Genomic DNA, 22,263 nt, shown 5'->3' on the forward strand with positions numbered 1-22,263 from the left:
TCCTCCGGACGAGCTGGGACTTACCGACCCCTACCGTTTTCCGTCACGGTCGGGCGGCGTGGGACCTGGTGAGCTGCCCGCGTGCCGCGACCAGCAGCAGGCGGGCTTCCTGGAGCTCCAGGTAGCGCAGGTGCTCGGCGGCCGCCTCGGCGCAGGCCACGGCCTGGCGGAGGGCCGCGTCGGCGCCGGCGTCGGTGCGGCGCAGGGCGTCCCGCAGGGACTCCTCCGCGTGGTGGGCGCCCGACCGGGCATCCGCGGGGTCGGACGGGCGGACCGCCGCGAGGACCCTCTCGACGGCGACTTCGAGCGCGTCGCCGGGGGTCGACGGGATCATCTGCTCGGGCAACTCGGGCAACAGCCCGGTGCGGGACACCAGTTCGGTGTTCACGGGTGAACGCCACCTCCAACCATGACGGGTGACTGCCAGACCATACTCCGCAGGTGGGCGACCCGCGGTGACGCGCTCGTCGCGGATCATCGGCCACGCCCCGCCGCGAGCGCCGCCGCGACCCGACGCACACCAGGGTCCTCGAACAACCCGTCGAGCGCGACCGGGAGCGGGATGCGCCAGTTGGGGTACTGGTCCGTGGTCCCCGGCAGGTTCGGCTGCCGGGTCTCACCCAGCGCGTCCTGGGGCGACGTCAGCACCAGCACCGAACGGGCCTTCGCGAGGAGGGCGTGGAACGCGGCAACCAGGTCATCGGCGGGCACACCCTCTTGTCCGAGCAGTTCGACCAGCTCCGCGCGCTCACGCGCGGCTGCCTCGTATTCCCCGTCCACGGACCCTTCAAACTGCCCCAGTTCGGCCCGCACCCGAACGTGTTCCGCGGCCAGGAAACCGGCGGCCGTGGGCAGGTCGTGCGTGGAGATGCTCGCCATGGTCGAGGCGGTCCACTTCCCGGGCGGGATGAGCGGGTGGCCGGGCAGCTCCCACTCGCGCTGGAACCACAGCACGGCGGAGCTGAGCATGCCGTTGCGGTGCAGCGCCTCGGTGACCTTCGGCTCGACCGTGCCCAGGTCCTCCCCCACCACGACGGCGTTCGCCCGGCTCGCCTCGACCTTGAGCACGGCGAGCATCGCGTCCGCGTCGTAGTGCACGTACGTTCCGCGCGTGGGCGGCTCGCCCGGCGGGATCCACCACAGGCGCCACAGGCCGGCCACGTGGTCGATGCGGATGCCGTCGGCGTGCCGCAGCACGCTGCGCACCACCTGGCGGAACGGCTCGTAGCCCTGCTCGGCGAGCCGGTCGGGCCGCCACGGCGGCAGGTTCCAGTCCTGGCCGAGCTGGCTGAACGCGTCGGGTGGCGCGCCCACCGTGACGTCGGCGGCGAACGCGTCGCGCACCGCCCACGTGTCCGCGCCGCCGGGGTGCACGCCCACCGGCAGGTCGTGCACGACCCCGACCGCCATGCCCGCGTCGTGGGCGGCCCGGCGCGCGTCGTCGAGCTGCCGCTCGCACAGCTCCTGGAGCCACGCGTGGAACGCCACCCGCTCCGGGTCGGGGGTCGCGGTGGCGGGGTCGCGCTGCTCCTCGGGCCACTCGCGCCAGTCCGGGCCGTGCACCTCGGCCAGCGCGCAGAACCGGGCGAAGCCCTCCAGCTCGCCCTCGGGCGCCCGGTGCTCGACCCGCTGCCAGAGCAGCTCCAGCGCGCGGGCCTTGGCGGTCCACACGGCGTCGTAGTCGATCAGCTCGGTGTCGTTGCCGGGGTTGAGGGCGTCGATCTCGGCGCGCAGCTCCGACGGGGCGTCGCGGTAGGCCGGGACGTCCGCCACCCGCAGGTAGAGGGGGTTGGCGTAGCGGCGGCTGGCCGGTGAGTACGGCGAGCGCTCGACCGGCGTGGTCGGGCTGACCGCCTGCACCGGGTTGACCAGCAGCACGCCCGCGCCCAACTCCTCGGCGCTGCGCCGGGCCAGGGTGGCGAGGTCGGCGAAGTCGCCCATGCCCCACGACCCGGTCGAGCGGGCCGCGTACAGCTGGAGCATCCAGCCCCACGCGCGCGGTACCGGGTCGAGGCGGGCGGGGGCGACGATGACGGTGCGGTCGCCCGTCCGGTGGTAGCCCACGGGCAGCGCGGCGGGCAGCTCGCGCGTGCCGCCGTCCTCCAACCGGACCGTGCCGGGCCCGTCCAGGACCTCGCCCTCGGTGAGCACCACGGTGCGCGGCGGCCGCTTCGGTGCGTCGAGGGCGCGCCGGACCGCCTCGGGCGTGGAGGCGTCCACGTCGAGTTGGGCGAGGACGGCCACCACGACGTCGGCGTCGACGTCCGCGCGGCGCTGCCCGGCGTCCTCGTAGTAGGTGGCCACGCCGTGGGCCTCGGCCAGTGCCGCGAGCTCGTCGTCCACGCTGGACAGCTTCGTCTCCTCTGCCGGTGCGCGGCCAGGTCGGTACGGCCTGGTCACCCGATGGTTGCAGGAAGTTCCCCGTGGTTAATGGCCCGGTTGCGCCACCGTCAAACCAGCTCCGTCAAACCAGCCCGCCGAACCGGTGCGGTCGAACCGGATCGGCGCACCGGCGACTTCACCGCGCGGGGTGGTGGGGCGGGGGGCCGGTGGAGTCCCGCTGGACCAGCCGCGGCCCCGGTCCGCGCTGCTCCGCGTCGTCCTCGCCGCGCAGGGCGGCGAGGAGGACCCGGACGGCGTGCTCACCGCGCTCCCGCCAGGCGCCCTCGACGGCGGTGATGCCCATCGCCCGGGTCAGGTCGGCGCCCTCCAGGCTGAGGACCGACACGTCGCCCGGCACGGCCCGGCCGTCGCGGCGCAACCGCAGCAGCGCGCCCAGCGCCACCTCGCCGCTGGCGCTGATCACCGCGGTCGGCAGGCGCTCGCCGTCCAGCAGCACCTCGGCCACCTGCTCGCCGCCGGGAACCGTCGGCGACGACCACAGAGTCCACTCGGGACGCACCCGCAGTCCCTCGGCGACCAGGGCGGCCTCGTGCGCCTCGTCGACGTCCTCGCCGAGCACCAGGGCCACGTCGTGGTGCCCGAGGCCGGCCAGGTGGCGGGCGGCCAGGCCCAGCGCCTCGCGCAGATCGTCGGGGCCGACCGCGACCACCGGCACGTCGAGCGCGGCGAGCGCGGCGTCCTCGGTGGCGGTGAGGCCCACGTTCAGGGCCAGCACGCCGTCCACGCGCCTGCCGAGCGGGAGCAGCTCGTCCTCGAAGAACCTGGTCCGCGCCGCGTCGTCGCGCAGCCCGTAGAGCAGCACGTCGTAGCCGGCCTGCCGCAGCGCGCCCTCCGCGCCGGCGAGCAGGTCGCCGCGCGCCACGTCGGCGGTCAGCACGGCCACCGCGTACCGCCTGCCGCCCGCGAGGGTGGACGCGTCCCGGGCGATCGCGTACCGCATGCGCTTGGCGACCTCGGTCACGTACCGGCGGGTGGCCTCGGACACCCCGGGCTCGCCGCGCAGCGCCCGCGACACCGTGGCGGCGGACACCCCCGCGGCACGCGCGACGTCGGACATGCTCGTCAACTCGACACCTCCCGACCTGGTACGAGCCTAGCGAGAACCGTACGGTTGACCCCGCGCGACGTGATCGACACCCGTTCGTCCCCGCCTGACCGACCTGTGGAAGGACGCCGCGATGAAGCCCGGCGACGTGGTCCCCGATTTCACCCTCCCCGACCAGGACGGCACGCCGCGTTCGCTGTCGTCCCTGCTGGCGGACGGCCCGGTGGTGCTGTTCTTCTACCCGGCGGCGATGACGGCCGGCTGCACGGCGGAGAGCTGCCACTTCCGCGACCTGGCGGCCGAGTTCGCCGAGGTCGGCGCGCAGCGGGTGGGGATCAGCACGGACGCGGTGGAGCGGCAGAAGGAGTTCGCCACCCGGCACGCCTTCGACTACCCGCTGCTGTCCGACGCGGACGGCGGGGTCGCGGCGGGGTTCGGCGTCAAGCGCCGCTTCGGCCCGCTGCCGGTGAAGCGGCACACGTTCGTGATCGACACCGACCGGACCCTGGTCGAGGTGATCAGGTCGGAGTTCGCCATGAACGCCCACGCGGACAAGGCCCTGGCCGTCCTGCGCGACCGCGACCGGCGCTGACCACCCGACCCCGGCGGTCGGGGGCCGGTGGTCGAGGGGCCTGGCCGGTCAGGGCCGCAGGCCGGCCAGGACGAAGTCCGCGATCTCGGTCCCCAGCCCCGCGGGCGACTTGGGGCCGTCCGGCCGGTACCAGGTCGGCAACTGGTTGACCACGCCCAGCGCGATGAGCACGACGGTGTCGGCGGGGACGCGGTCGCCGAACACGCCGTCGCGCTGCCCGCGCTCCACCACCTCGCGGAACGTCTCGTGGTAGCGCCGCCGCTCCGCCCGGAACTCGGCCATCCGCTCCGCGTCGAGGCGGTGCATCTCGCGCACGAACACGGCGGTCTCGTCGACGCTCTCCGCGGTGGTCTCCACCAGGCTGACCAGGATGCGCCGGACCGCCGCCCCCGCGTCCAGCCCCCGGGCGACGATCGCGTCCAGCTCCGCCATCTGGCGGCCGATCAGGGACCGGTAGATCTCCAGGAGCAGGTCGTCCTTCGACCCGAAGTAGTGGTAGAGCGCGCCCTTGGTGACCGACGCCGCCTCCACCACCTCCTGCACGGTCGTCGCGTCGAACCCCTTCGCCGCGAACAGCCGCACGGCCGCGCCGACGATGCGCTCCGGCGTGGCCCTGGTCCCGCGTGCCACCGCGTCAGACCCCCGGCGCCAGGGCGCGCACCAGGTCGCGCTGGTCGGCGCCGGTGGGCAGCAGGGCGATGATCGGCGTGTCGACCCCGTTGGCGGCGTACCTCGCGACGTGCGCGCGGCACTCGTCGACGCTGCCGTGCACGACCAGCTGGTCGACCACCTCGTCGGGCACGAGCGCGCCGGCGCCGCGCCGGTCGCCCGCCGCCCACGCCTCGTTCATGGGGCGCAGCGCCCCGCCCCGGCCCAGCCACTCGTGGAAGGCCGCGTAGGCGGGCACGGTGAGGTACGTGCTGATCAGCATGCGCCCCAGCGCGCGCGCCGCGTCCGCGTCCTCGGTCGGGCAGACGAAGATCCGCGCGGCCAGCTCGCCCTCGCCCAGCTCCTCGCGGACCCGGGGCACGTCGTCCGCGCCGAGCCAGTTGGTGATGGCGCCGTCGGCCTCCCGCCCGGCCAGCCGCAGCATGCCCGGCCGCAGCGCCGCCAGCATGATCGGCACGGGTCGCTCGGGGGCGCGCTCCAGCTTGAAGCCGCGCACGGCGAACGTGTCGTACTCCCGCGTCACCTTCTCGCCGGCCAGCGCGGCCTTGAGGAAGCGCAGCGTGTCCCGGGTCCGCTTGAACGGCTCGGCGAACTCCACGCCGTTCCACCGCTGCACGATGGCGGGCGACGACGACCCGATGCCCAGCACGAACCGCCCGCCGGACACCTCGGCGAGGGTGGCGGCCGTCATGGCGAGCGTCGCGGGCCCGCGCGTGTAGACGGGGGTGATCGCGGTGCCCAGCCGGAGCGTCGGCGCCCACTGCGCGGCCAGGGCCAGCGGTGTGAACGCGTCCGTGCCGGCGGTCTCGGCCGACCACACGTCGGTGTAGCCCAGATCGGCCAGTTCGGCGACCGACTCCCGGTGGTCGAGCACGGGCACCCCGGTCAACGGCAGCGTGATTCCCCAACGGCCCACTGTTCGCCTCCTCAGCTCCCGGCCACCGTACCGTAGGTACCGACCAGTCGGTATGCCGAAGCGGACTCGGCGGGGATCGCCGAGCCCGCTCCGGTGCGGAGGTGTCAGAGGGTGATGCCGCGCTCGCCGAGCCACCCGATCGGGTCGATCTTCTGCGAGCCGCCGATCCACACCTCGAAGTGCAGGTGGGGGCCGGTGGACTGACCGCGGTTGCCCATGGTGGCGATCTGGTCGCCGGCGGCGACCCGCTGCCCCTGCGACACGAGGATCTCGTTCACGTGGCCGTAGATCGTGATGGTGCCGTCGTCGTGCTGGACGCGCACCCACAGGCCGAAGCCGGAGGCGGCTCCCGCCTCGACGACCACGCCGTCCTGGACGGAGAGGATCGGGGTGCCGATGGCGTTGGCGATGTCCACGCCGTAGTGGGTGGTGCCCCAGCGCGCGCCGAAGCCGGACGTGAACGCGCCCTGGGCCGGCTTGACGGCCTTCGGGCGCGCCGCGACGGCGGCAGCGGCCTGCTCGGTGGCGATCCGCGCGTTCTCGGCGTCCTGCGCGGCCTGCGCGTCCTTCACCGCCTGCGCGTCCGCCGCCGCCTGGGCGTCCTTCGCGGCCTGCTCGTCCTGCTGCCGCTTCAACTCGGCCTGGCGGGCGGTGTAGCCGTCGGACGCCTGCCTGATCGCCCGGTCCACGTGCTGCCGCGCGTAGAGCGCCTCGGAGCGCATGAGCTTCGCGGTCTCCAACCCGGGTTCGACGGTGTGAACCGTCGCGACCGGGGTAGCCCGGGGTGCGGAGCTGTGCACGAGGGCGGCGGCCAGTTCGGGGCCGGCGCCGAGGGGGATGAACCGGGTGTCACCGGAGTCGGAGCCGAAACCGCCGGCCGCGCCGACACCGGTGGTGAGCGTGCCCACCGCGACGACCGCGGCCGCCACGCGACCGGTGACGGGGAACCTGTCGCAATCCACGCGGTGGGCGCCGGATCGGCCGGTGGTCCTCGGGGGGGCCGCGAACGCGCGGCGACCACTGGCCTTCGAGTGCCGAGCCAAGGTTGTGCCTTCCTGCATCGGGGAGCCCGGTTCGGGGACGCCTGGCGGGGGAACCAGGGGGAGCCGCTTTCGGGGAGCGGCGCCGTGTCCCTTTGGTGACCGAACCGTGACATGCGGCAGGGAACGTAACCGGAGGTAACCGGGAGAGGCAAGCGTCGGCGCAACTCCTGGGCGTTGTTCGTGAGATACCCCACTTATGACTACCCAGCGTGTTCAGATACGCGCAGGTTCCGCAACCTGTCGTTATGGAACGCGGTGATCGGGTCGCGAGAAGTGCAGGTCGGAGACCCCGTAGCACGGGTTGCTGTGAGGCGGCGGGCGCGAACGCGACAGGACCCGCGCCACGAACGGCGCGGGTCCTGTCGGCGATCTCGGTCCCGGCGTGGCGGACAGCCGGTGACCAGCGGTTCTAGCGGTAGCGGGGGTCCACCGGCGGGAGCTGCTCGACGGGCTTGCCGTCGTGGATCACCCGCATCGCGTTGAACCAGGTCGGCGCCGCCACCTGGCCGCCGAAGACGCCGCCCGCGTCGTTGGTGCCGCACAGGCGGGGCGGGCTGCCGCTGCAGATGACCTGCGGCGCGACGCCGTCGGTGAAGGTCATGACCGCGCCGGCGTACTGCGGGGTCGCGCCCATGAACGCCACCGACCAGTGGTTCTCGGTCGTGCCGGTCTTGCCGATCATCGGGCGGTCCCAGCCGGCCGCCGCGGCGGCGGCCGTGCCACCGGGCTTCGTGTCCGCGCTCATGCCGTTGGCCAGGGCGTTCGCCACCTCGGGCGCCACGGCCTGGTCGCACGCGGCTTCCTTGAGCTGCACGGGCTTGCCGTTGCGGTCCGTGACCTGCTCGACCGGGGTCGGCGGGCACCACTTGCCGCCGCTCATGATCGTCGCGGCCACGTTCGACAGCTCCAGGATGCTGGTCGGGCCGGCGCCCAGGGTGAACGAGCCGCTGTTGTCGCGCTTGTAGACGTCGCCCTGCGACGGGCCGTTGGAACCGTCCGCCTTGAGCGGGTCGCCGGCGTTGTTCACGCCCTGCATCGACTCGCGCAGGCCGAGCCGGTGGGCCATGTCCACGACGTTGTTCAGGCCGGCCTTCTCCTCCAGGATGATGAACCCGGTGTTCGGCGACTGCGCGAGCGCCTGGGTCAGGCTCATCTTCTCCGGGTACTTGCCGGAGTTCTTGACCGTGTAGCCCTTGTTGCCGTCCTTGTAGACCCGGGACGTGTAGGTCTCCGGCACGTCGATCTGCCGGTCGATGCCGGTCACGCCCCGCTCCAGCGCGGCGGCCGCGGTGAACACCTTGTAGATCGAGCCCGCGCCGAACTTCGTCACCTCGGCGGGGATGGAGTAGGCGCTCTGCCCGGCCTCGGCGTTGTTGCCGAAGTCTCGGTTGGCCGCCAGCGCCCGCACCCGGTGCTTGTCCGCGCCCGGCTGCACGACGGCCATCGCGTTGGCCACGCCCGGCTGGGTCTTGGGCACCTGGGACTCGGCGGCTTCCTTCGCGGCGCGCGTCGCGACCGGGTCCATGGTGCTGTGGATGGTGTAGCCGCCGCGCAGGATCTCGTCCACGGGCAGGCCCGACCGGTCGAGGTAGTCGACCAGGTAGCGGCAGAAGAAGCCGTAGACCGGGCCGTCACCCGCGCCGACGCAGCCGTTGGGCAGCAACCTCAGGTTGGGCACGACGCCGATGTCCGCGGCCTTGGCCTCGTCGGCCTTCTCCTTGGCGACCTTCTCGTCCGAGCCGAACGCGCCGTTCTCCAGCATCTTGTCGATCACGGTGTTGCGCCGCTTGATCGCGGGGTCGGGGTCGGCGCCCGGGTTGAGCCGGCTCGGCTCGTTGACCAGGCCGGCCAGCATCGCGGCCTGCGGCACGGTCAGCTTGTCGGGCGTGGTGTCGAAGTAGGTGCGGGCCGCCGCACCGACGCCGTAGGTGCCGTTGCCGAACGGGACGACGTTGAGGTACGCGGTGAGGATCTCGTCCTTCGTCATCTTCTGCTCGAGCTGCGTGGCGATGCGCGCCTCGCTGATCTTGCGGCCGATCGTCGCCTCGGTGGCCTTCTCGTAGGCTTCCTCGGAACCCTTGCCGACGACGAACGCCAGGTAGTTCTTCACGTACTGCTGGGTCAGCGTCGAGGCGCCCTGGGACGTCTCGCCGTCCACACCGGCCTTGGCGGCGGCGCGGGCGATGCCCTGCCAGTCGACGCCCGCGTGGTCGAAGAACCGCTTGTCCTCGATCGCGATGATCGCGGCCTTCATCGTGTCGGCGATGCCCTCGGACGGCACGGGGATGCGGTACTGGTCGTAGAGGTACGCGATGGGCTGGCCGTTCATGTCCAGCACGGTGGACACGAGCGGCAGCTCGGCCTCGGTCAGCTCGGCCGAGGTCTGGTCGACGGTGTCGGCCGCCCGGTTGGAGGCCAGTCCGAGGCCGCCCACCACGGGGAAGAGCAGCGCCGCGAGGAGCACCCCCGCCATGAGGCACAACCCCGCCAACTTGACCAGACCTGTCGCGCGCGCGGCGAACACTGAACCAGCAACCCCTTCCACAACCCCGCGGGATACCCCCGTTGACTAAGTCGCACGACGACCACCGCAGGTTGCTCGCGGGCGAGGAGCAAAATCACGGGGTCGATCTTCGACGACAGTCGTCGAAGTTACTCCTGCCCGATCCGGGCCGGTCCGAAACCCCGCCGGCCCGGACGGACGAGCCGCCCGGGCACGGCGGGTGACCGACCTCACCCCGCGCCGCGACACGGGGGCACCACCCCGGTTCCGAACAGGTGTTCGAGTGGCGCGGGGTGGCGATCAGGTGGAGCGGAGCCGTATCGTCGCGCTCGCCCGCCGCACCTCGGCGCCCGCGCCGTGCGGCAGCACGTCCTCCAGGAACCCGTACGGGCGCAGCTCCGGCTCGCCGCGCCGCGACACGGTCCGCCACCAGGCGGCGATGTCGCCCCACCCCGGCGCCGACAGCGAGCCGCCGAAGTGCTGGACCGACAGCGCGGCGCACAGGTTCGCGAACCGCACCCGGTGCTCCAGCGGCCACCCGGCGAGCGTGCCGAGCACGAACCCCGCGCCGAACACGTCACCGGCGCCGGTGGAGTCCAGCGCGGCCACGTTGAGCCCCGGCACGTCCACCTGCTCGCCGGTGGACGAGTCGACCGCCACCGCTCCCCCGCCACCGCGCGTCACCACCACCACGGGCACCTGCTCGGCCAGCGCGGCGGCGGCCCGCTCCGGCGTGTCGCTCCTGGTGTAGTGCTGCGCCTCCACGTCGTTGGGCAGGAACACGTCGTAGCCGTCGAGCCGCCGCAGCAGCTCGGGCGCCCAGACCCCGGTGCGGTCCCAGCCGATGTCGGCGAACAGCAGCGCGCCCCGCTCCTTGGCCGCCCACACCCACCGCTCGTCGTCCGCGCCGACGTGCACGAACGCGGCGCGGGTGCACGGCGGCGGGTCGAGCATCTCGTCGGCGGACACGGGCGGCCGGTGGCCGTGGGTGACCATGGACCGGTCGCGGTCCATCGCCATGGACACGGTGACCGGCGAGTGCCAGCCGTAGAAGCGGCGGCAGTGGCCCAGGTCGACGCCCTCCTGATCGGCGAGGACCTCCCAGCAGAAGTCGCCGTAGGCGTCCTCGCCGAACGCGGCGGACAGGGCCGTGCGCAGCTGGAGCCGGCTCAGCGCCACGGCGAGGTTGGCGATGCCCCCGGGGCACGAGCCCAGCCCTTCGGCCCACACCTCCGTGCCCGGCGCGGGCGGCCGGGGCAGGCCGGTGAAGATGATGTCCAGGAACACCGTCCCGGACAGCAGCACGTCGAACTCGGGTTCGGGCAGGGGCGGGTGCGGTGGCGACGGCGGTGCCATGCCCACACGATGCCAGGCGCGTTCAGCCGTCGACAGCCGCGAACATCTCGCGCATTCGGGCCAGGGCCCGGTGCTGGGCGACCCGCACGGCGCCCGGTGTGGAGCCGACGGCGGCGGCGGTCTCCTCGGCGGACAGGCCCACGGCGACCCGCAGCACGAGGATCTCCCGCTGCCGGTCGGGCAGCTTCCGCAGCAGCTGCGTGATGTGGCCGATCATCTCGCCGTTCACGGCCCGCTGCTCGGGACCGTCCTCCAGCGCGGGGGTGTCGGGCAGTTCGGGCACGACCTCGGAGCGGCTGCGCACCGCGCGTCTTCGGGCGTCGGCGACCTTGTGCGCGGCGATGCCGTAGACGAACGCCAGGAACGAGCCGGGCTCGTACTTGTACTTGCCCAGCGCCGACACCACGGCTAGGCACACCTCCTGGGCGATGTCCTCGGCCGACACGAGCGTGCGCTCGCGGGAGCCGACGCGGGCGCGGCAGTAGCGCAGCACGAGCGGCTGGATGCGCGCCAGCAGCTGCCCCGTGGCGCGCGGGTCGCCCGAGAGGGCCTCGTCCACCAGCTCGGCCAGTTCGGCCTCGGCCAACCACTGGGCCGTCACCCGGTCGGTCCCCCCTCCGGCCACCAACCTCACCCCGGGACGGCCGGGTGCCCCGACACCGACACCGACCTCGACGTCAGCTCGCACGGATGCGTGCTGCACCATCCGGCGACCTCCTCCACGTTCGCATGCCTTCCGGCCCACCCCGGCTCACTGATGAGGAGCACGAACGGGCAATCCTGATACGAAATCCGCCAAAGCTGACCACGATCGTGGTCCGCATGGTGGGAACAGCACCCGACCGAGGGAGGATATGAGCCGTTCGGCTCAATGCCGAGGACCGTTGCCTCACCCTGCCGAACCTCGCGCCGCCCGGGTGGCCCAGACGTGACCCCACTCCGGAGCACGGGAGGATGTCCGGACGACCGACCGGCCGACGGAGGGGACTGGACCACGGTGATCGAGCAGCTGGGTGTGGAGACCGACGAGGGCGTGTTCGACGCGATCGCCGCGGGCCCGGAGGACGGCCGCCCGGTGCTGTTCCTGCACGGCTTCCCGGAGGCGGCGGTCGAGTGGGAGCACCAGGTGGCGGTGCTGGGCCGCGAGGGGTTCCGGGCGGTGGCGTTCGACCAGCGCGGCTACTCGCCGGGCGTGCGGCCGGAGCGGCCCGCCGACTACGGGATCGAGGCGCTGGTCGGGGACGTGCTCGCGGTGGCCGACTCGCTCGGCTGGTCGACCTTCGACCTGGTGGGGCACGACTGGGGTGGCGCGGTGGCGTGGTGGGTCGCGGAGGGGCACCCGGAGCGGCTGCGCACGCTGGCCGTGGTGTCGACGCCGCACCCCGGCGCGCTGGCCGAGGCGCTGCGCACCGACGAGGACCAGCACCTGCGGTCCGGCTACATGACCGAGTGGCGCAACTCGAACACCGAGCGGCGGATGCTCGCCGACGACGCCGCCGCGCTGCGGCAGATGTTCGAGTGGCGGGTGCCGCCGAGCCGCGTCGACGAGTACGTGCGGCGGCTGTCCGAGCCGGGCGCGCTGACCGCGGCCCTCAACTGGTACCGGGCCGGGCGGCCCGGCGGGAGGGCCGGGAAGGTCACGGTGCCGACGCTGTACGCGTGGAGCACGGAGGACGTGGCGTTCGGCTCGACGGCGGCGCTGGCGACCGGCGACTGGGTGACCGGGCCGTACCGGTTCGAGATGCTGGAGGACGTGTCGCACTGGGTGCCGGAGCAGGTCCCGGAACTGCTCACGTCACTCCTCCTGGAGCATCTCTCCCCGTAGGTTGAACCACCGACGGTGTGCTGCCGTGTTCCCGGGTATGACGGAGTTGACCTACTCGGAGCGCAGGGTCGCGACCCTCGCCGCGTGTGGCCACAGCAACCGGGCGATCGCGATGCGGTTGCACATCACCGTGAGCACGGTGGAGCAGCACCTCACCAGGGTCTACCGGAAGCTGGCCGTGACTAGCCGCACCGAGCTGAAGGGGCACCAGGCCCTAGTGTGACCCCGTGCGGGTCGTGGGGTTGCTGCTCGCCGCGGGCGCCGGGCGGCGCTTCGGGGCGCCCAAGGCGCTGGTGTCGTCGGACGGCGTGCCGTGGGTCGACCGGACCTGCGCCGTGCTCGACGCCGCCGGCTGCGCCCCCGTCGTCGTGGTGCTCGGCGCGTCCGCGCCCGAGGTGCGGGAACGGGCGTCGCTGGCGCGCCGCGTCGTCGTGGACAACCCCGACTGGGCCACCGGCATGGGCTCGTCGCTGCGGGCGGGCCTGGCCGTGCTGCCCGGGCTGGGCGCGGACGCCGTCGTCGTGCTGCCGGTGGACACGCCCGGGGTCACCGCGGCGGCCGTCGCGCGGCTCGTGGCCCTCGCGTCCCGGACCGCGCTGGCGCGCGCCTCCTACGGCGGCGCGCCGGGCCACCCCGTGCTGATCGGCGCCGACCACTGGGCGGGTGCGGCGGCGTCGGCGACCGGCGACGCGGGCGCGCGCGGCTACCTGCGCGCGCACCGCGCCCTCGACGTGCCGTGCGGTGACGTGGCGGACGGCGCGGACGTGGACCGGCCCGAGGACCTGCCGCCGCCCCCCGACCCCCGTAGCCCGTCCTCGGGGGTCAGTCCTCGGGCCGCACCACCGGCAGCGGACCCGAGGTGACGCGGGGTCCCGGCAGGTCGAGCGGCAGGTCGATGGCGGCGGGCGCGGTGTCGGCGGTCCACCGGTCGGGCACGTCGGGCCGCCCGGCGCCGGCCAGCAGGGCCTGCGCCTCGGCCGTGGCGGCCCGCACGATCTCCCGCGCCCGCTCCTCGGCCTCGGCGAGGCGGCGCTGCGTCTCCTGCTCGGTCTGGTCGAGCAGCACCACCTGCCGCCGGGCGACCTCCTCGGCGCGCTTGAGCATCTGCTCGCTGCGCTCGCGGGCGTCGGTCTCGAACGCGTCGGCCTTCTGCCGCGCCACGTGCATCAGGTAGCGGATGCACCCGGACACCGCGTTGTCCTTGGCGTAGCCGGCGTGCAGCACGCGGTACTCGCCCAGCTCGCTGCGGGCCTCCTCCAGCTCTCGGGTCAGGTCGTCGACGGTGGCGCAGGCCGCGTCCCGGTCGATCCGCAGCACCTCCAGCTCCTGGCGCAACCGCTCCAGCTCGGCGTTCACCTCGGCCCGGTCGTAGCCGCGCCACCGGGTGGGGAAGGACGTGCTCACGGGGAACTCGTCGATGTGCATGGCGTGCCGCCGTTCCGGCCGAGGCCGCGGGTCAACCCCTGGCCAGTGCCAGGAGGTCGTCCGGCGTGCCGTTGAACAGGTTCTGGTCGATCGGGGTGGACGAGTGCTGCCAGATGGCGTGCGCCGTCCACGGGTGCGGCAGCGGGCCGACGCTGTCCGCGTACCGCGCCACCCACACCGGGCCGGCGCTGAAGTCGCCCGCCCGACCGGTGCACCGGTCCCACCACAGCGTGGACGTGTAGATCATCGGGGCGCGGCCGGTCCGCGCCCGGTAGGTGTCGGTGAACTGCCTGATCCAGGTCACCATGGCGTCCGGCGCGAGGCCGTAGCAGGTGTCATCGCCGTAGGGGTTGTACTCGATGTCCAGCGCGCCGGGCAGCGTCGTCCCGTCGGCCGTCCAGCCGCCGCCGTGGTCGACGAAGTAGTTCGCCTGGGTGACGCCGTCGGACCGGTCGGGCAGCGCGAAGTGGTAGGCGCCGCGGAGCATCCCGACCCGGTGGGAACCGTGGAACTGCTGGTCGTAGTACGGGTTGCGGTACCCGGTGCCCTCGGTGGCCTTGACGTAGGCGAACCGCTTGCCCTGGGCCCACCAGTGGTCCCAGTCCACGTCGCCCTGGTGGCTGCTGACGTCCATGCCGGCGACGGTCGGGCCGGTGGTCGTCAACGCCGTCACGCCGGCCATGACGCCCTCGTGCAGGGCGATCTGCGAGCCGGCCGCGTGGTCCTCGCCCTCCCCGGCCTGCCGTGCGGCAGGCCGGGGGGCCTGCTGCCGGTCCACCACCCCGGCGTGCCCGGGCCCGGCGCGGTCGGCCCCCGCGCGGTCGGCCCCGGCGGGCTGTCCCGTGAGACCGACCGCCGTGAGGCAGAGCAGCACGAGCGCGGTCACCCATCTGTGCCTTTGCATCGGATGTTCCTCCCTGGGACGCGGACTTCTCCCCCGCGGCACGCCCGCTCGCCGTGCCGTGGTGCTCGGTCCCGGCTACCACCGGCCGACTCGGCTGCAACGCGAAAACCGTTTTGCCACCCGTCCGAATGACATCTTCAGTATTTCCGGTGCACCGGTGGTCACCACTCGCGTCGGTCAATTCCACGTGGCGGTGAACATCGGTGTGTGGCACTGCGTTTGTGGGCACTCACCGGATGCGCAACGCACGAGAGGTGAGTGCCATGAGCCGAGTCGACTGGGAGCCGTTCATCGAGTCGCTGCACGAGGCCGCCGGGGTGTGGGACCGGACGCTGGCGTGCCGGGCCGACTTCGGCGTCGCGCTGGGCGACGAGGACCCGCCGCGCGTCGTGCCGATCACCGAGGAGCAGGCGGAACGCCTGATGAGGGCGGTGGCGTTCCTGGCGCGGCGGCTCGGCGCGGCCACCGAGAGCGTGGTCTACGCGACGGCCGAGCGCCGGTTGGCGGGTGACGACCGCGATCCCGGCGTCGAGGCGGACGCGCTGTCGCTCACCGCCCTGCACGCCGCCGCGATGCGCCACGCGGCCGACCTGGCGAGCGCCGCGTCCACCCGCGCGGAACCGCGGCGCGACGCGCCGGAGGTCATTCCGGACGCACCCGCGAGCGTTTCCGGGATCGTGCCGGAGATCATTCCGGAGATCATTCCGGAGATCGCCCCGGAGATCGCCCCGGAGGGCGTGCCGGCGGACGTCCCCGCCGGCACCCGGTCCGACGCAGCGTGACATTCCGCGCCCGCGGTGACGATTTCCACCCGGGGGGTGTCGCTGATTGCGGTGAACCCGTTCCAACCGGGGTTTTCTCCCCCGGGACGCGGCCGACCCCCGGCCCATGCGCACCGCGGACAGCATCGCCAAGCTCGCCGGTCTCTGCCTCGTGGCGGGCCTGTTGGTCGCCGGGATGGCGCTGCCGGTCGTGGGCGGCGCGGGCCTCGCGTCCAACCGCGTCAGCGACCAGGTCGCCGCCACCTCGGTCCGGCTGCTCGACCAGCCGCCGCCGCTGATGACGACGGTGACCGACAAGGACGGCGTGCCGTTCGCCTACATCTACGACCAGTACCGCGTGCTCACCCCGGCCGACCGGGTGGCGCAGGTGATGAAGGACGCGCTGATCTCGGCCGAGGACCGCCGGTTCTACGAGCACGCCGGCGTCGACTGGCTGGCCACGGTCCGGGCGGCGATGCGCAACCAGTCGGAGGGCCAGGTCACCCAGGGCGCGTCCTCGATCACCCAGCAGTACGTGAAGAACTACCTGGTGCACGTGCTGGAGCGGGAGGACAAGGGCGGTCAGGCCGAGGCGCAGGAGCAGACGATCACGCGCAAGCTGCGCGAGGCGCGGATCGCGATGCACGTGGAAGCGGAGCTGACCAAGGACGAGATCCTCACCCGCTACCTGGACGTGGTGCCGTTCGGCGGCACGATCTACGGCATCGCGGCGGCGTCGCAGGCGTACTTCGAGACGACGCCCGACAAGCTGACGGTGCCGCAGGCGGCGCTGCTCGCGGGCCTGGTCAACAGCCCGACGTTCCTCGACCCGGAGGCCCGCCCGGACAAGGCGGTCGAGCGGCGCAACACGATCATCGACCTGATGGCGGACAACGCGAAGCTGTCGCGCGAGCAGGCCGAGGTCGCCAAGCGCGCGCCGCTGGGCCTGGCCGACCCGGTGCGCCCGCTGCCCACCGGCTGCGTCGGCTCGGGTCCCGAGGTCGGGTTCTTCTGCTCGTACGTGGTGAACTACCTGACCACCAACGGGTTCGACCTGGAGCAGCTGAAGGTCGGCGGCTACACGGTGCGCACGACGCTGGACCGGTCGCTGACGCAGAAGGCGAAGCAGGCCGCCGAGGCGCAGGTGCCGAAGACGACGCCGGGCATCGCGAACACCGCGGCGATCGTGCGCCCCGGGCGGGACCGGCACGAGGTCGTGGCGCTGGTCGCGAACCGCGACTACGGGCTGAAGAAGGAGGAGTTCCAGACCCAGTTCGACCTGCCGAGCGCGGTGGAGAACAAGTTCGGGGCCGGGTCGGTCTACAAGGTGTTCACCGCGGCGGCGGCGCTCGACAAGGGCATGGGCATCGAGACCGTGATCGAGACGCCCAACAGCCACGTGTCGCGGGTGTTCCGGGGCGGCGCGCCGTCCTGCCCGTCGACCGGCGAGCAGGCCACGTACTGGTACTGCCTGTCCAACCACGACAGCTCCTACCCGCCGCGGATGACGCTGAAGCAGGCGCTCGCGACCTCGCCCAACACGGGGTTCGTGATCCTGGAGGAGAAGGTCGGCCTGGCCGCGGTGATCGACATGGCGCGGCGGCTGGGGATGCGCGAGACGCTGTCGACGAACATCGCGGGCGTGCTGCCGAACCCGCAGGCGGAGCGGCAGGACCTGCGCGTCTCGCAGGCGGAGTTCTACGAGTCGGCGGGCAACGCCTCGTTCACGCTGGGCCCCGCGCCGACGAACACCCTGGAGCTGGCGAACGTCGCCGCCACCATCGCCTCCGGCGGCCGGTGGTGCCGGCCGACGCCGATCCTGCGGGTCACCGACCGGTACGGCCGGGACGTGCCGGTGACCGAGCCGCCGTGCGAGCAGGCCGTCCCGGAGGCGCTGGCGAACGCCCTGGCCGTGGGCCTGTCGGAGGACGACCAGGAGCGCGGCACGGCCGCCGCGGCGGCGAAGCACTACAACTGGACCAGGCCGGCGCTGGGCAAGACCGGCACGACCGAGGAGTACAAGTCGGCGGCGTTCATCGGCGCGACCCCTGACTTCGCGGGCGCCGTGCAGGTCTTCAACGACGGCGTCACGCCGCGCGGCATCTGCGTCGAGGGCGGCCCGCCCCGGCTGTGCGCGGAGGGCGACATCTACGGCGGCACGCTGCCCGCGCGCACCTGGTTCGACTTCATGACCAAGGCGCACGAGGGCCTGCCGGAGAAGCCCCTGCCGCCGGTGGAGCCCCGCTACCTGCGCCCCTGAGCCGCCGCGTCGGCCGCACCCCCTGGCGGGGGCGTGGGACGATCCGGTAGGACTGCGACCGACACAGTTGGTACAGACCACCGGAGGCGACCGCATGACGACCGAGACGGTGACCGGGTCGGACTACGGGGACGTCGTGCGCGCCCACCTGACCAGGGTGGAGCAGCAGAACGCGGCGGCCCTGGACGACGTGGCCGAGCTGGTGCTGGCCAGCGTGCGGGCGGACGGCATGGTGCTGGCGGCGGGCGCGGGCCACTCGCTGGCCGCGGTGGCCGAGACGTTCTACCGGGCGGGCGGGCTGGCGTGCGTGCGCCCCGTCTACCACCCGGAGCTGCTGCCGATGCACGGCGCGGTGAGCAGCACGTCCGCCGAGCGCCGCTCGGGCCTGGCCGCCGAGGTGCTGCGCGAGACGCGGCCGGCCGCGCACGACGTGCTGTTCGTGTTCTCCACCTCCGGCGTGAACCCCTACCCGGTGGAGCTGGCCGGGCTGGCCGCGGACGCCGGGTGCCCGGTGGTGGCGGTGACATCGGTCGCGGCGAGCGCGCTGGCGCCCCGCCGGGCGGGCACGACGCTGGCCGAGACCGCGACCGTCGTGCTGGACAACATGGTGCCGCCCGGTGACGCCACCTACCCGCCCGCGAACCCGGTGACGGCGGCGGTGTCGACGCTGGCCACCACGTTCCTGTGGAACCTGGTCATGGTGCGGCTGTTCGACAAGGCCGGCGAGGCCGGCGTGAGCCTGCCGCTGTGGCGCAGCGCCAACGTCGAGGGCGGCGACCAGGCCAACGCCGACCTGCTGCGCAAGTACCAGACCAGGGTGCCGCAGCTGGGGTGAACGTCCGCCGGATCTTCGCGAATCCTCCACACGAACCGGTTAATCTCCGGCGGGACAGGGGGTCGACATGAAGACGGGGACGAAGCGCTGGGTGCTGGCGGGCGGGGGCACGGCTGCGGTCGCGGTGGTCGCGGTGGGCGCGCTGCTGGTGTGGTCGGGCGGCGAACCCGCGGCCGGACCCGCGCGGGGGACGGCGGGACGACCGGAACGGGTGGGCCCGGCAGAGGTCGCGCGGCAGTTCATGACCGCCGTGGCCACCGGTCAGGCGGCGCAGGCGGCGGCGCTCACCGACGCGGCCGACGCGGCGGGCGCGGCCATCACGAGGACGAAGCAGGGCATGCCGGGCATCGGGTTCCACGCCCGCCTCGCCCCGGAGCCCGCCGTGCCCGCCGGCGGGACCGGCACCTCGATCGACGCCGACGTGACGTGGACGCTGCCCGGCGGCGCCCCGCTCGCCTACCGCACGACGGTGGACCTGCGGCTGGTCGACGACACGTGGCGCGTCGCGTGGTCGCCGACCCTGCTGCACCCGCGGCTGGCCGAGGGGCAGAGCCTCGCCTACGGCGCGCTCCCGGGTGACGGGGCGCTGCTCGACCGCACCGGCGCACCGGTCGCCGAGGGCTTCGCGCCGGTCGTCATGGGGTCGGTGCGCCGGGCCGTCGGCCCGCTGACCGGCACCCCCGGCTGGCGGGTCACCGCCGTCGACGCCGCGGGTACCGCCGCCGCCGTGCTGCACGAGCAGCAACCGCAGGTCGCCCCGTCGGTGACGGTGACGCCCGACCCGGCGACGCAGGCCGCCGCGCAGGCCGCCGTCGACGGCGTCGGGCAGGCGGCCGTGCTGCTCGCGGTCCAGCCGTCGACCGGCGAGCTGCTGGCCGTGGCGCAGAACGCGGTCGCCGACGGTCAAGGACCCATCGCGCTGCAGAACTTCTTCGAGCCGGGATCGACGTTCAAGGTGGTCACCGCGACCGCGGCGCTGACCGCCGGCACCGCGAACGCCGACACGCCGCTGGACTGCCCCGGCGCGGCGACCATCGGCACCCGGCGCATCACCAACGAGGACTCGTTCGAGCTGGGCACCGTGCCGATGCGCCGGGCGTTCGCCGCGTCGTGCAACACCAGCTTCGGCAAGCTCGCGGCCGACCTGCCCGCCGATGCGCTGCCCACCGCCGCCTCCTACTTCGGGCTGATGTCGGACTTCAGCGTCGCGGGCATCACCACGAACACCGGCAAGGTCCCCGCCGCCGGGTCGACGGCCGCGCGGGTCGAGGCGGGCATCGGCCAGGGCGAGGTGCTGACCACGCCGTTCGGCATGGCGCTGGCCGCGGCGACCGTCGCGCAGGGCCGCACGCCGGTGCCGCGACTGCTGCGCGACACCCCCACCGAGGGGCAGCAGCCGCCCGCCCTGCCCGGCGGGGTGGTCACCGCGCTGCGGTCGATGATGGCCGAGGTCGTCACCGGCGGCACCGCGCGGGAGCTGGCCGGGTTCGCCGGGGTGCGCGGCAAGACCGGCACCGCCCAGTTCGGCGACGGCACGAGGTCGCACGGCTGGTTCATGGGCTACCGCGGCGACGTGGCGTTCTCCGTGCTGGTGGTGGACGGCGGGTCGTCGAAGGTGGCGGTCGGCGCGACGGCGGCGTTCCTGGGCGGCCTCTGAGCCGGCCCCGGAAGCAGCCCCGGAGCCGGCTCCGGGGCTGCTTCGGGGGCGTCGGGCTCGTCGAACTGGGTGCGGTACAGCTCGGCGTAGCGGCCGCCGGCGGCGAGCAACCCTGCGTGCGTGCCGCGCTCGACGACCCGACCGGCCTCGACGACGAGGATCTGGTCGGCGGCGCGGACCGTGGACAGGCGGTGCGCGATCACCAGGGCGGTCCGGCCGCGCAGCGCCTCGGTGAGCGCGGCCTGGACGGCGGCCTCCGACTCCGAGTCCAGGTGCGCGGTCGCCTCGTCCAGGATCACCACGCGAGGGCGGGCCAGCAGGAGGCGGGCGATCGTGAGGCGCTGGCGCTCGCCGCCGGACAGTCGGTAGCCGCGTTCGCCGACGACCGTGTCGAGGCCGTCGGGCAGCGAGTCCACGAGGGTGTCGAGGCGGGCCCGGCGCAGCGCGTCGCGCAGCTCGTCGTCGGTGGCGTCGGGGCGCGGGTAGCGGAGGTTGGCGCGGATCGTGTCGTGGAAGAGGTGCCCGTCCTGGGTGACGACGCCGACCGCGCCCCGGACGCTGTCCGACGCGAGCTCCCGCACGTCGACACCGGACAGCCGGATCGCGCCGGAGTCGACGTCGTAGAGGCGCGGGACGAGCGAGGCGATCGTGGACTTGCCCGCGCCCGACGAGCCGACGAGCGCGACGAGCTGCCCGGGGTCGACGGTGAAGCTGATGCCGTGCAGCACCTCCTCGCCACCACGCGCGTCCAGTGTGGACACGTCTTCGAGGGAGGCGAGGGACACCTTGTCGGCCGACGGGTAGGCGAAGCGCACGTCGTCGAACTCCACCCGCACCGGCCCGTCCGGCAGGTCGGCCGCCCCCGGCCGGTCCTTGATCATCGGGTCGAGGTCGAGGACCTCGAAGACCCGCTCGAACGACACCAGCGCGGTCATGACGTCCACGCGCGCGTTGGCGAGGGCGGTGAGCGGCGTGTACAGCCGGGTCAGCAGCAGCGCGAGCGACACGACCGTGCCCGCCGCCAGGTGGCCGGTGAGGGCGAGGTAGCCGCCGAGGCCGTAGACCAGGGCCTGGGCGAGGGCCGAGACGAGGGTCAGGCCGGTGAGGAACCAGCGGGTGGCCATCGCGGTCCGCACGCCGATGTCCCGGACGCGCTCCGCGCGGTCGGCGAACTCGCGCAGTTCGGCGCCCGGCCGGCCGAACAGCTTGACCAGCGTCGCGCCCGGCGCGGAGAAGCGCTCCGTCATCTGCGTGGTCATGCCCGCGTTCAGGGTCGCAGCCTCCCGCTGGAGGTCGGCCATCCGCGTGCCCATCCGCCGGGCGGGGAGGACGAAGACCGGCAGGAGGAGCAGCGCCAGCGCCGTGACTTGCCACGAAAGAGTGAACATCACACCCAGCGACAGCCCCAGTTGGATGACATTGGTGACGACACCCGACAACGTCGACGTGAACGCCCGCTGGGCGCCGATCACGTCGTTGTTCAACCGGCTGACCAGCGCCCCGGTCCGCGTGCGGGTGAAGAAGGCGACCGGCATCCGCTGCACGTGCTCGAACACGGCCCGCCGCAGGTCGAAGATCAACCCCTCCCCGATGCGCGCCGACTGCCACCGCTCGACCAGCCCGAGCCCCGCGTCGACCACCGCGATGAGCGCGATCACCACCGCAAGCCACACGACCACGGACACGTCACGGCCACCGACGACGGCGTCCACCACCTGCCCGGCCAGCACCGGGGTGCTCACCGCCAGCACCGCGGAGACGACCGTGAGCAGCAGGAACAGCGTCAACCGCCGCCGGTGGGGCCGGGCGAACCCCCACACCCGCCACACCGTGTCCCGCCGCACGCCGCGAGGTGCTTCCGACGCCCGCATGGCGCTGCGCATCAATCCCCAGGAACCGTCCACGTCAGACAGGAACGCCCTGGGGCCCCCACCGCTTCCCGCCGGCCCGCTTCCCGGCCGCGGGCCGGCATCCGCGCCGGGCCACCTCGCCTCGGCGCACTCCCCCGGACACCGCCGGCGCTGCCCGGAACAGCGGTGGTCCGGTGGGTGGGACGGCGTGGGTGGTGA

At 73.7% G+C, this 22,263-nt stretch carries 20 protein-coding genes; 8 read left to right on the plus strand and 12 right to left on the minus strand.

Annotation, left to right across the window (positions count from 1 at the left end; translation table 11 throughout):
• Positions 1-43: 43 nt before the first annotated feature.
• The 3 genes from J2S66_RS18425 to J2S66_RS18435 form a co-directional block, all read right to left on the minus strand.
• Positions 44-388 carry a hypothetical protein gene (locus J2S66_RS18425; protein WP_310308393.1) on the minus strand — a complete coding sequence of 115 codons (345 nt, stop codon included), beginning with the start codon at positions 386-388 and terminating at the stop codon, positions 44-46.
• An 86-nt stretch (positions 389-474) separates the two neighbouring features.
• On the minus strand, positions 475-2,343 hold the full coding sequence (locus J2S66_RS18430; protein WP_310308394.1) for a 4-alpha-glucanotransferase: 1,869 nt from the start codon (positions 2,341-2,343) through the stop codon (positions 475-477).
• Between the two features lie 175 nt (positions 2,344-2,518).
• The gene (locus tag J2S66_RS18435) at positions 2,519-3,460 is read right to left on the minus strand and encodes a LacI family DNA-binding transcriptional regulator (RefSeq protein ID WP_310314879.1); all 942 of its coding nucleotides are present in this window, start codon (positions 3,458-3,460) and stop codon (positions 2,519-2,521) included.
• Positions 3,461-3,581: 121 nt separating this feature from the next.
• On the opposite strand from J2S66_RS18435, the gene J2S66_RS18440 reads away from it, so the two are divergent.
• Positions 3,582-4,040: a peroxiredoxin gene (locus J2S66_RS18440; protein ID WP_306746783.1), complete on the plus strand. Its 459-nt coding sequence runs from the start codon at positions 3,582-3,584 to the stop codon at positions 4,038-4,040.
• Positions 4,041-4,088: 48 nt separating this feature from the next.
• Here the strand turns inward: J2S66_RS18440 and J2S66_RS18445 are convergent, their stop codons facing one another.
• The 6 genes from J2S66_RS18445 to shbA form a co-directional block, all read right to left on the minus strand.
• Positions 4,089-4,670: a TetR/AcrR family transcriptional regulator gene (locus J2S66_RS18445; protein ID WP_310308395.1), complete on the minus strand. Its 582-nt coding sequence runs from the start codon at positions 4,668-4,670 to the stop codon at positions 4,089-4,091.
• A gap of 4 nt (positions 4,671-4,674) precedes the next feature.
• On the minus strand, positions 4,675-5,625 hold the full coding sequence (locus tag J2S66_RS18450; RefSeq protein WP_310308396.1) for an LLM class F420-dependent oxidoreductase: 951 nt from the start codon (positions 5,623-5,625) through the stop codon (positions 4,675-4,677).
• Positions 5,626-5,729: 104 nt separating this feature from the next.
• Positions 5,730-6,554 (minus strand): M23 family metallopeptidase, encoded by an 825-nt coding sequence (locus tag J2S66_RS18455; RefSeq protein WP_374726095.1) that lies wholly within the window; start codon positions 6,552-6,554, stop codon positions 5,730-5,732.
• A gap of 523 nt (positions 6,555-7,077) precedes the next feature.
• Positions 7,078-9,141 carry a transglycosylase domain-containing protein gene (locus J2S66_RS18460; RefSeq protein ID WP_310308399.1) on the minus strand — a complete coding sequence of 688 codons (2,064 nt, stop codon included), beginning with the start codon at positions 9,139-9,141 and terminating at the stop codon, positions 7,078-7,080.
• A 330-nt stretch (positions 9,142-9,471) separates the two neighbouring features.
• Positions 9,472-10,527, minus strand: a complete 1,056-nt coding sequence (locus J2S66_RS18465; protein ID WP_306746789.1) for a PfkB family carbohydrate kinase — start codon at positions 10,525-10,527, stop codon at positions 9,472-9,474.
• Positions 10,528-10,549: 22 nt separating this feature from the next.
• The gene (shbA, locus tag J2S66_RS18470; RefSeq protein WP_310308400.1) at positions 10,550-11,233 is read right to left on the minus strand and encodes an RNA polymerase sigma factor ShbA; all 684 of its coding nucleotides are present in this window, start codon (positions 11,231-11,233) and stop codon (positions 10,550-10,552) included.
• A 291-nt stretch (positions 11,234-11,524) separates the two neighbouring features.
• Here shbA and J2S66_RS18475 point away from each other — a divergent pair, with 291 nt between their 5' ends.
• The 3 genes from J2S66_RS18475 to J2S66_RS18485 are packed head-to-tail and all read left to right on the plus strand — an operon-like array spanning position 11,525 to position 13,215.
• The gene (locus J2S66_RS18475; RefSeq protein ID WP_310308401.1) at positions 11,525-12,352 is read left to right on the plus strand and encodes an alpha/beta fold hydrolase; all 828 of its coding nucleotides are present in this window, start codon (positions 11,525-11,527) and stop codon (positions 12,350-12,352) included.
• A 37-nt stretch (positions 12,353-12,389) separates the two neighbouring features.
• On the plus strand, positions 12,390-12,575 hold the full coding sequence (locus tag J2S66_RS18480) for a helix-turn-helix domain-containing protein (RefSeq protein WP_310308402.1): 186 nt from the start codon (positions 12,390-12,392) through the stop codon (positions 12,573-12,575).
• Positions 12,576-12,579: 4 nt separating this feature from the next.
• The gene (locus J2S66_RS18485; protein ID WP_310308403.1) at positions 12,580-13,215 is read left to right on the plus strand and encodes a nucleotidyltransferase family protein; all 636 of its coding nucleotides are present in this window, start codon (positions 12,580-12,582) and stop codon (positions 13,213-13,215) included.
• On the opposite strand, the gene J2S66_RS18490 is transcribed toward J2S66_RS18485, so the two are convergent.
• Positions 13,175-13,756 (minus strand): DivIVA domain-containing protein, encoded by a 582-nt coding sequence (locus tag J2S66_RS18490; RefSeq protein WP_310308405.1) that lies wholly within the window; start codon positions 13,754-13,756, stop codon positions 13,175-13,177. The two genes, J2S66_RS18485 and J2S66_RS18490, sit on opposite strands and share 41 nt — an antisense overlap.
• A 52-nt stretch (positions 13,757-13,808) precedes the next feature.
• On the minus strand, positions 13,809-14,459 hold the full coding sequence (locus J2S66_RS18495; RefSeq protein ID WP_374726203.1) for a lysozyme: 651 nt from the start codon (positions 14,457-14,459) through the stop codon (positions 13,809-13,811).
• 485 nt (positions 14,460-14,944) lie between these two features.
• Here J2S66_RS18495 and J2S66_RS18500 point away from each other — a divergent pair, with 485 nt between their 5' ends.
• The 4 genes from J2S66_RS18500 to J2S66_RS18515 all read left to right on the plus strand — a co-directional run bounded on the left by J2S66_RS18500 (position 14,945) and on the right by J2S66_RS18515 (position 20,194).
• Positions 14,945-15,463 (plus strand): hypothetical protein, encoded by a 519-nt coding sequence (locus J2S66_RS18500; protein ID WP_310308408.1) that lies wholly within the window; start codon positions 14,945-14,947, stop codon positions 15,461-15,463.
• A gap of 106 nt (positions 15,464-15,569) precedes the next feature.
• A complete protein-coding gene (locus tag J2S66_RS18505) occupies positions 15,570-17,702 on the plus strand; it encodes a transglycosylase domain-containing protein (RefSeq protein WP_310308410.1) in 2,133 nt (710 codons plus the stop codon).
• Positions 17,703-17,796: 94 nt separating this feature from the next.
• Positions 17,797-18,537: an SIS domain-containing protein gene (locus J2S66_RS18510; protein WP_310308411.1), complete on the plus strand. Its 741-nt coding sequence runs from the start codon at positions 17,797-17,799 to the stop codon at positions 18,535-18,537.
• A 67-nt stretch (positions 18,538-18,604) separates the two neighbouring features.
• A complete protein-coding gene (locus J2S66_RS18515) occupies positions 18,605-20,194 on the plus strand; it encodes a penicillin-binding transpeptidase domain-containing protein (RefSeq protein ID WP_310308412.1) in 1,590 nt (529 codons plus the stop codon).
• On the opposite strand, the gene J2S66_RS18520 is transcribed toward J2S66_RS18515, so the two are convergent.
• On the minus strand, positions 20,098-22,098 hold the full coding sequence (locus J2S66_RS18520; protein ID WP_310308413.1) for an ABC transporter ATP-binding protein: 2,001 nt from the start codon (positions 22,096-22,098) through the stop codon (positions 20,098-20,100). The genes J2S66_RS18515 and J2S66_RS18520 overlap by 97 nt on opposite strands.
• Between the last annotated feature and the right edge of the window lie 165 nt (positions 22,099-22,263).

It is taken from the genome of Saccharothrix longispora (assembly GCF_031455225.1).
Taxonomy (GTDB): Bacteria; Actinomycetota; Actinomycetes; order Mycobacteriales; family Pseudonocardiaceae; genus Actinosynnema; species Actinosynnema longispora.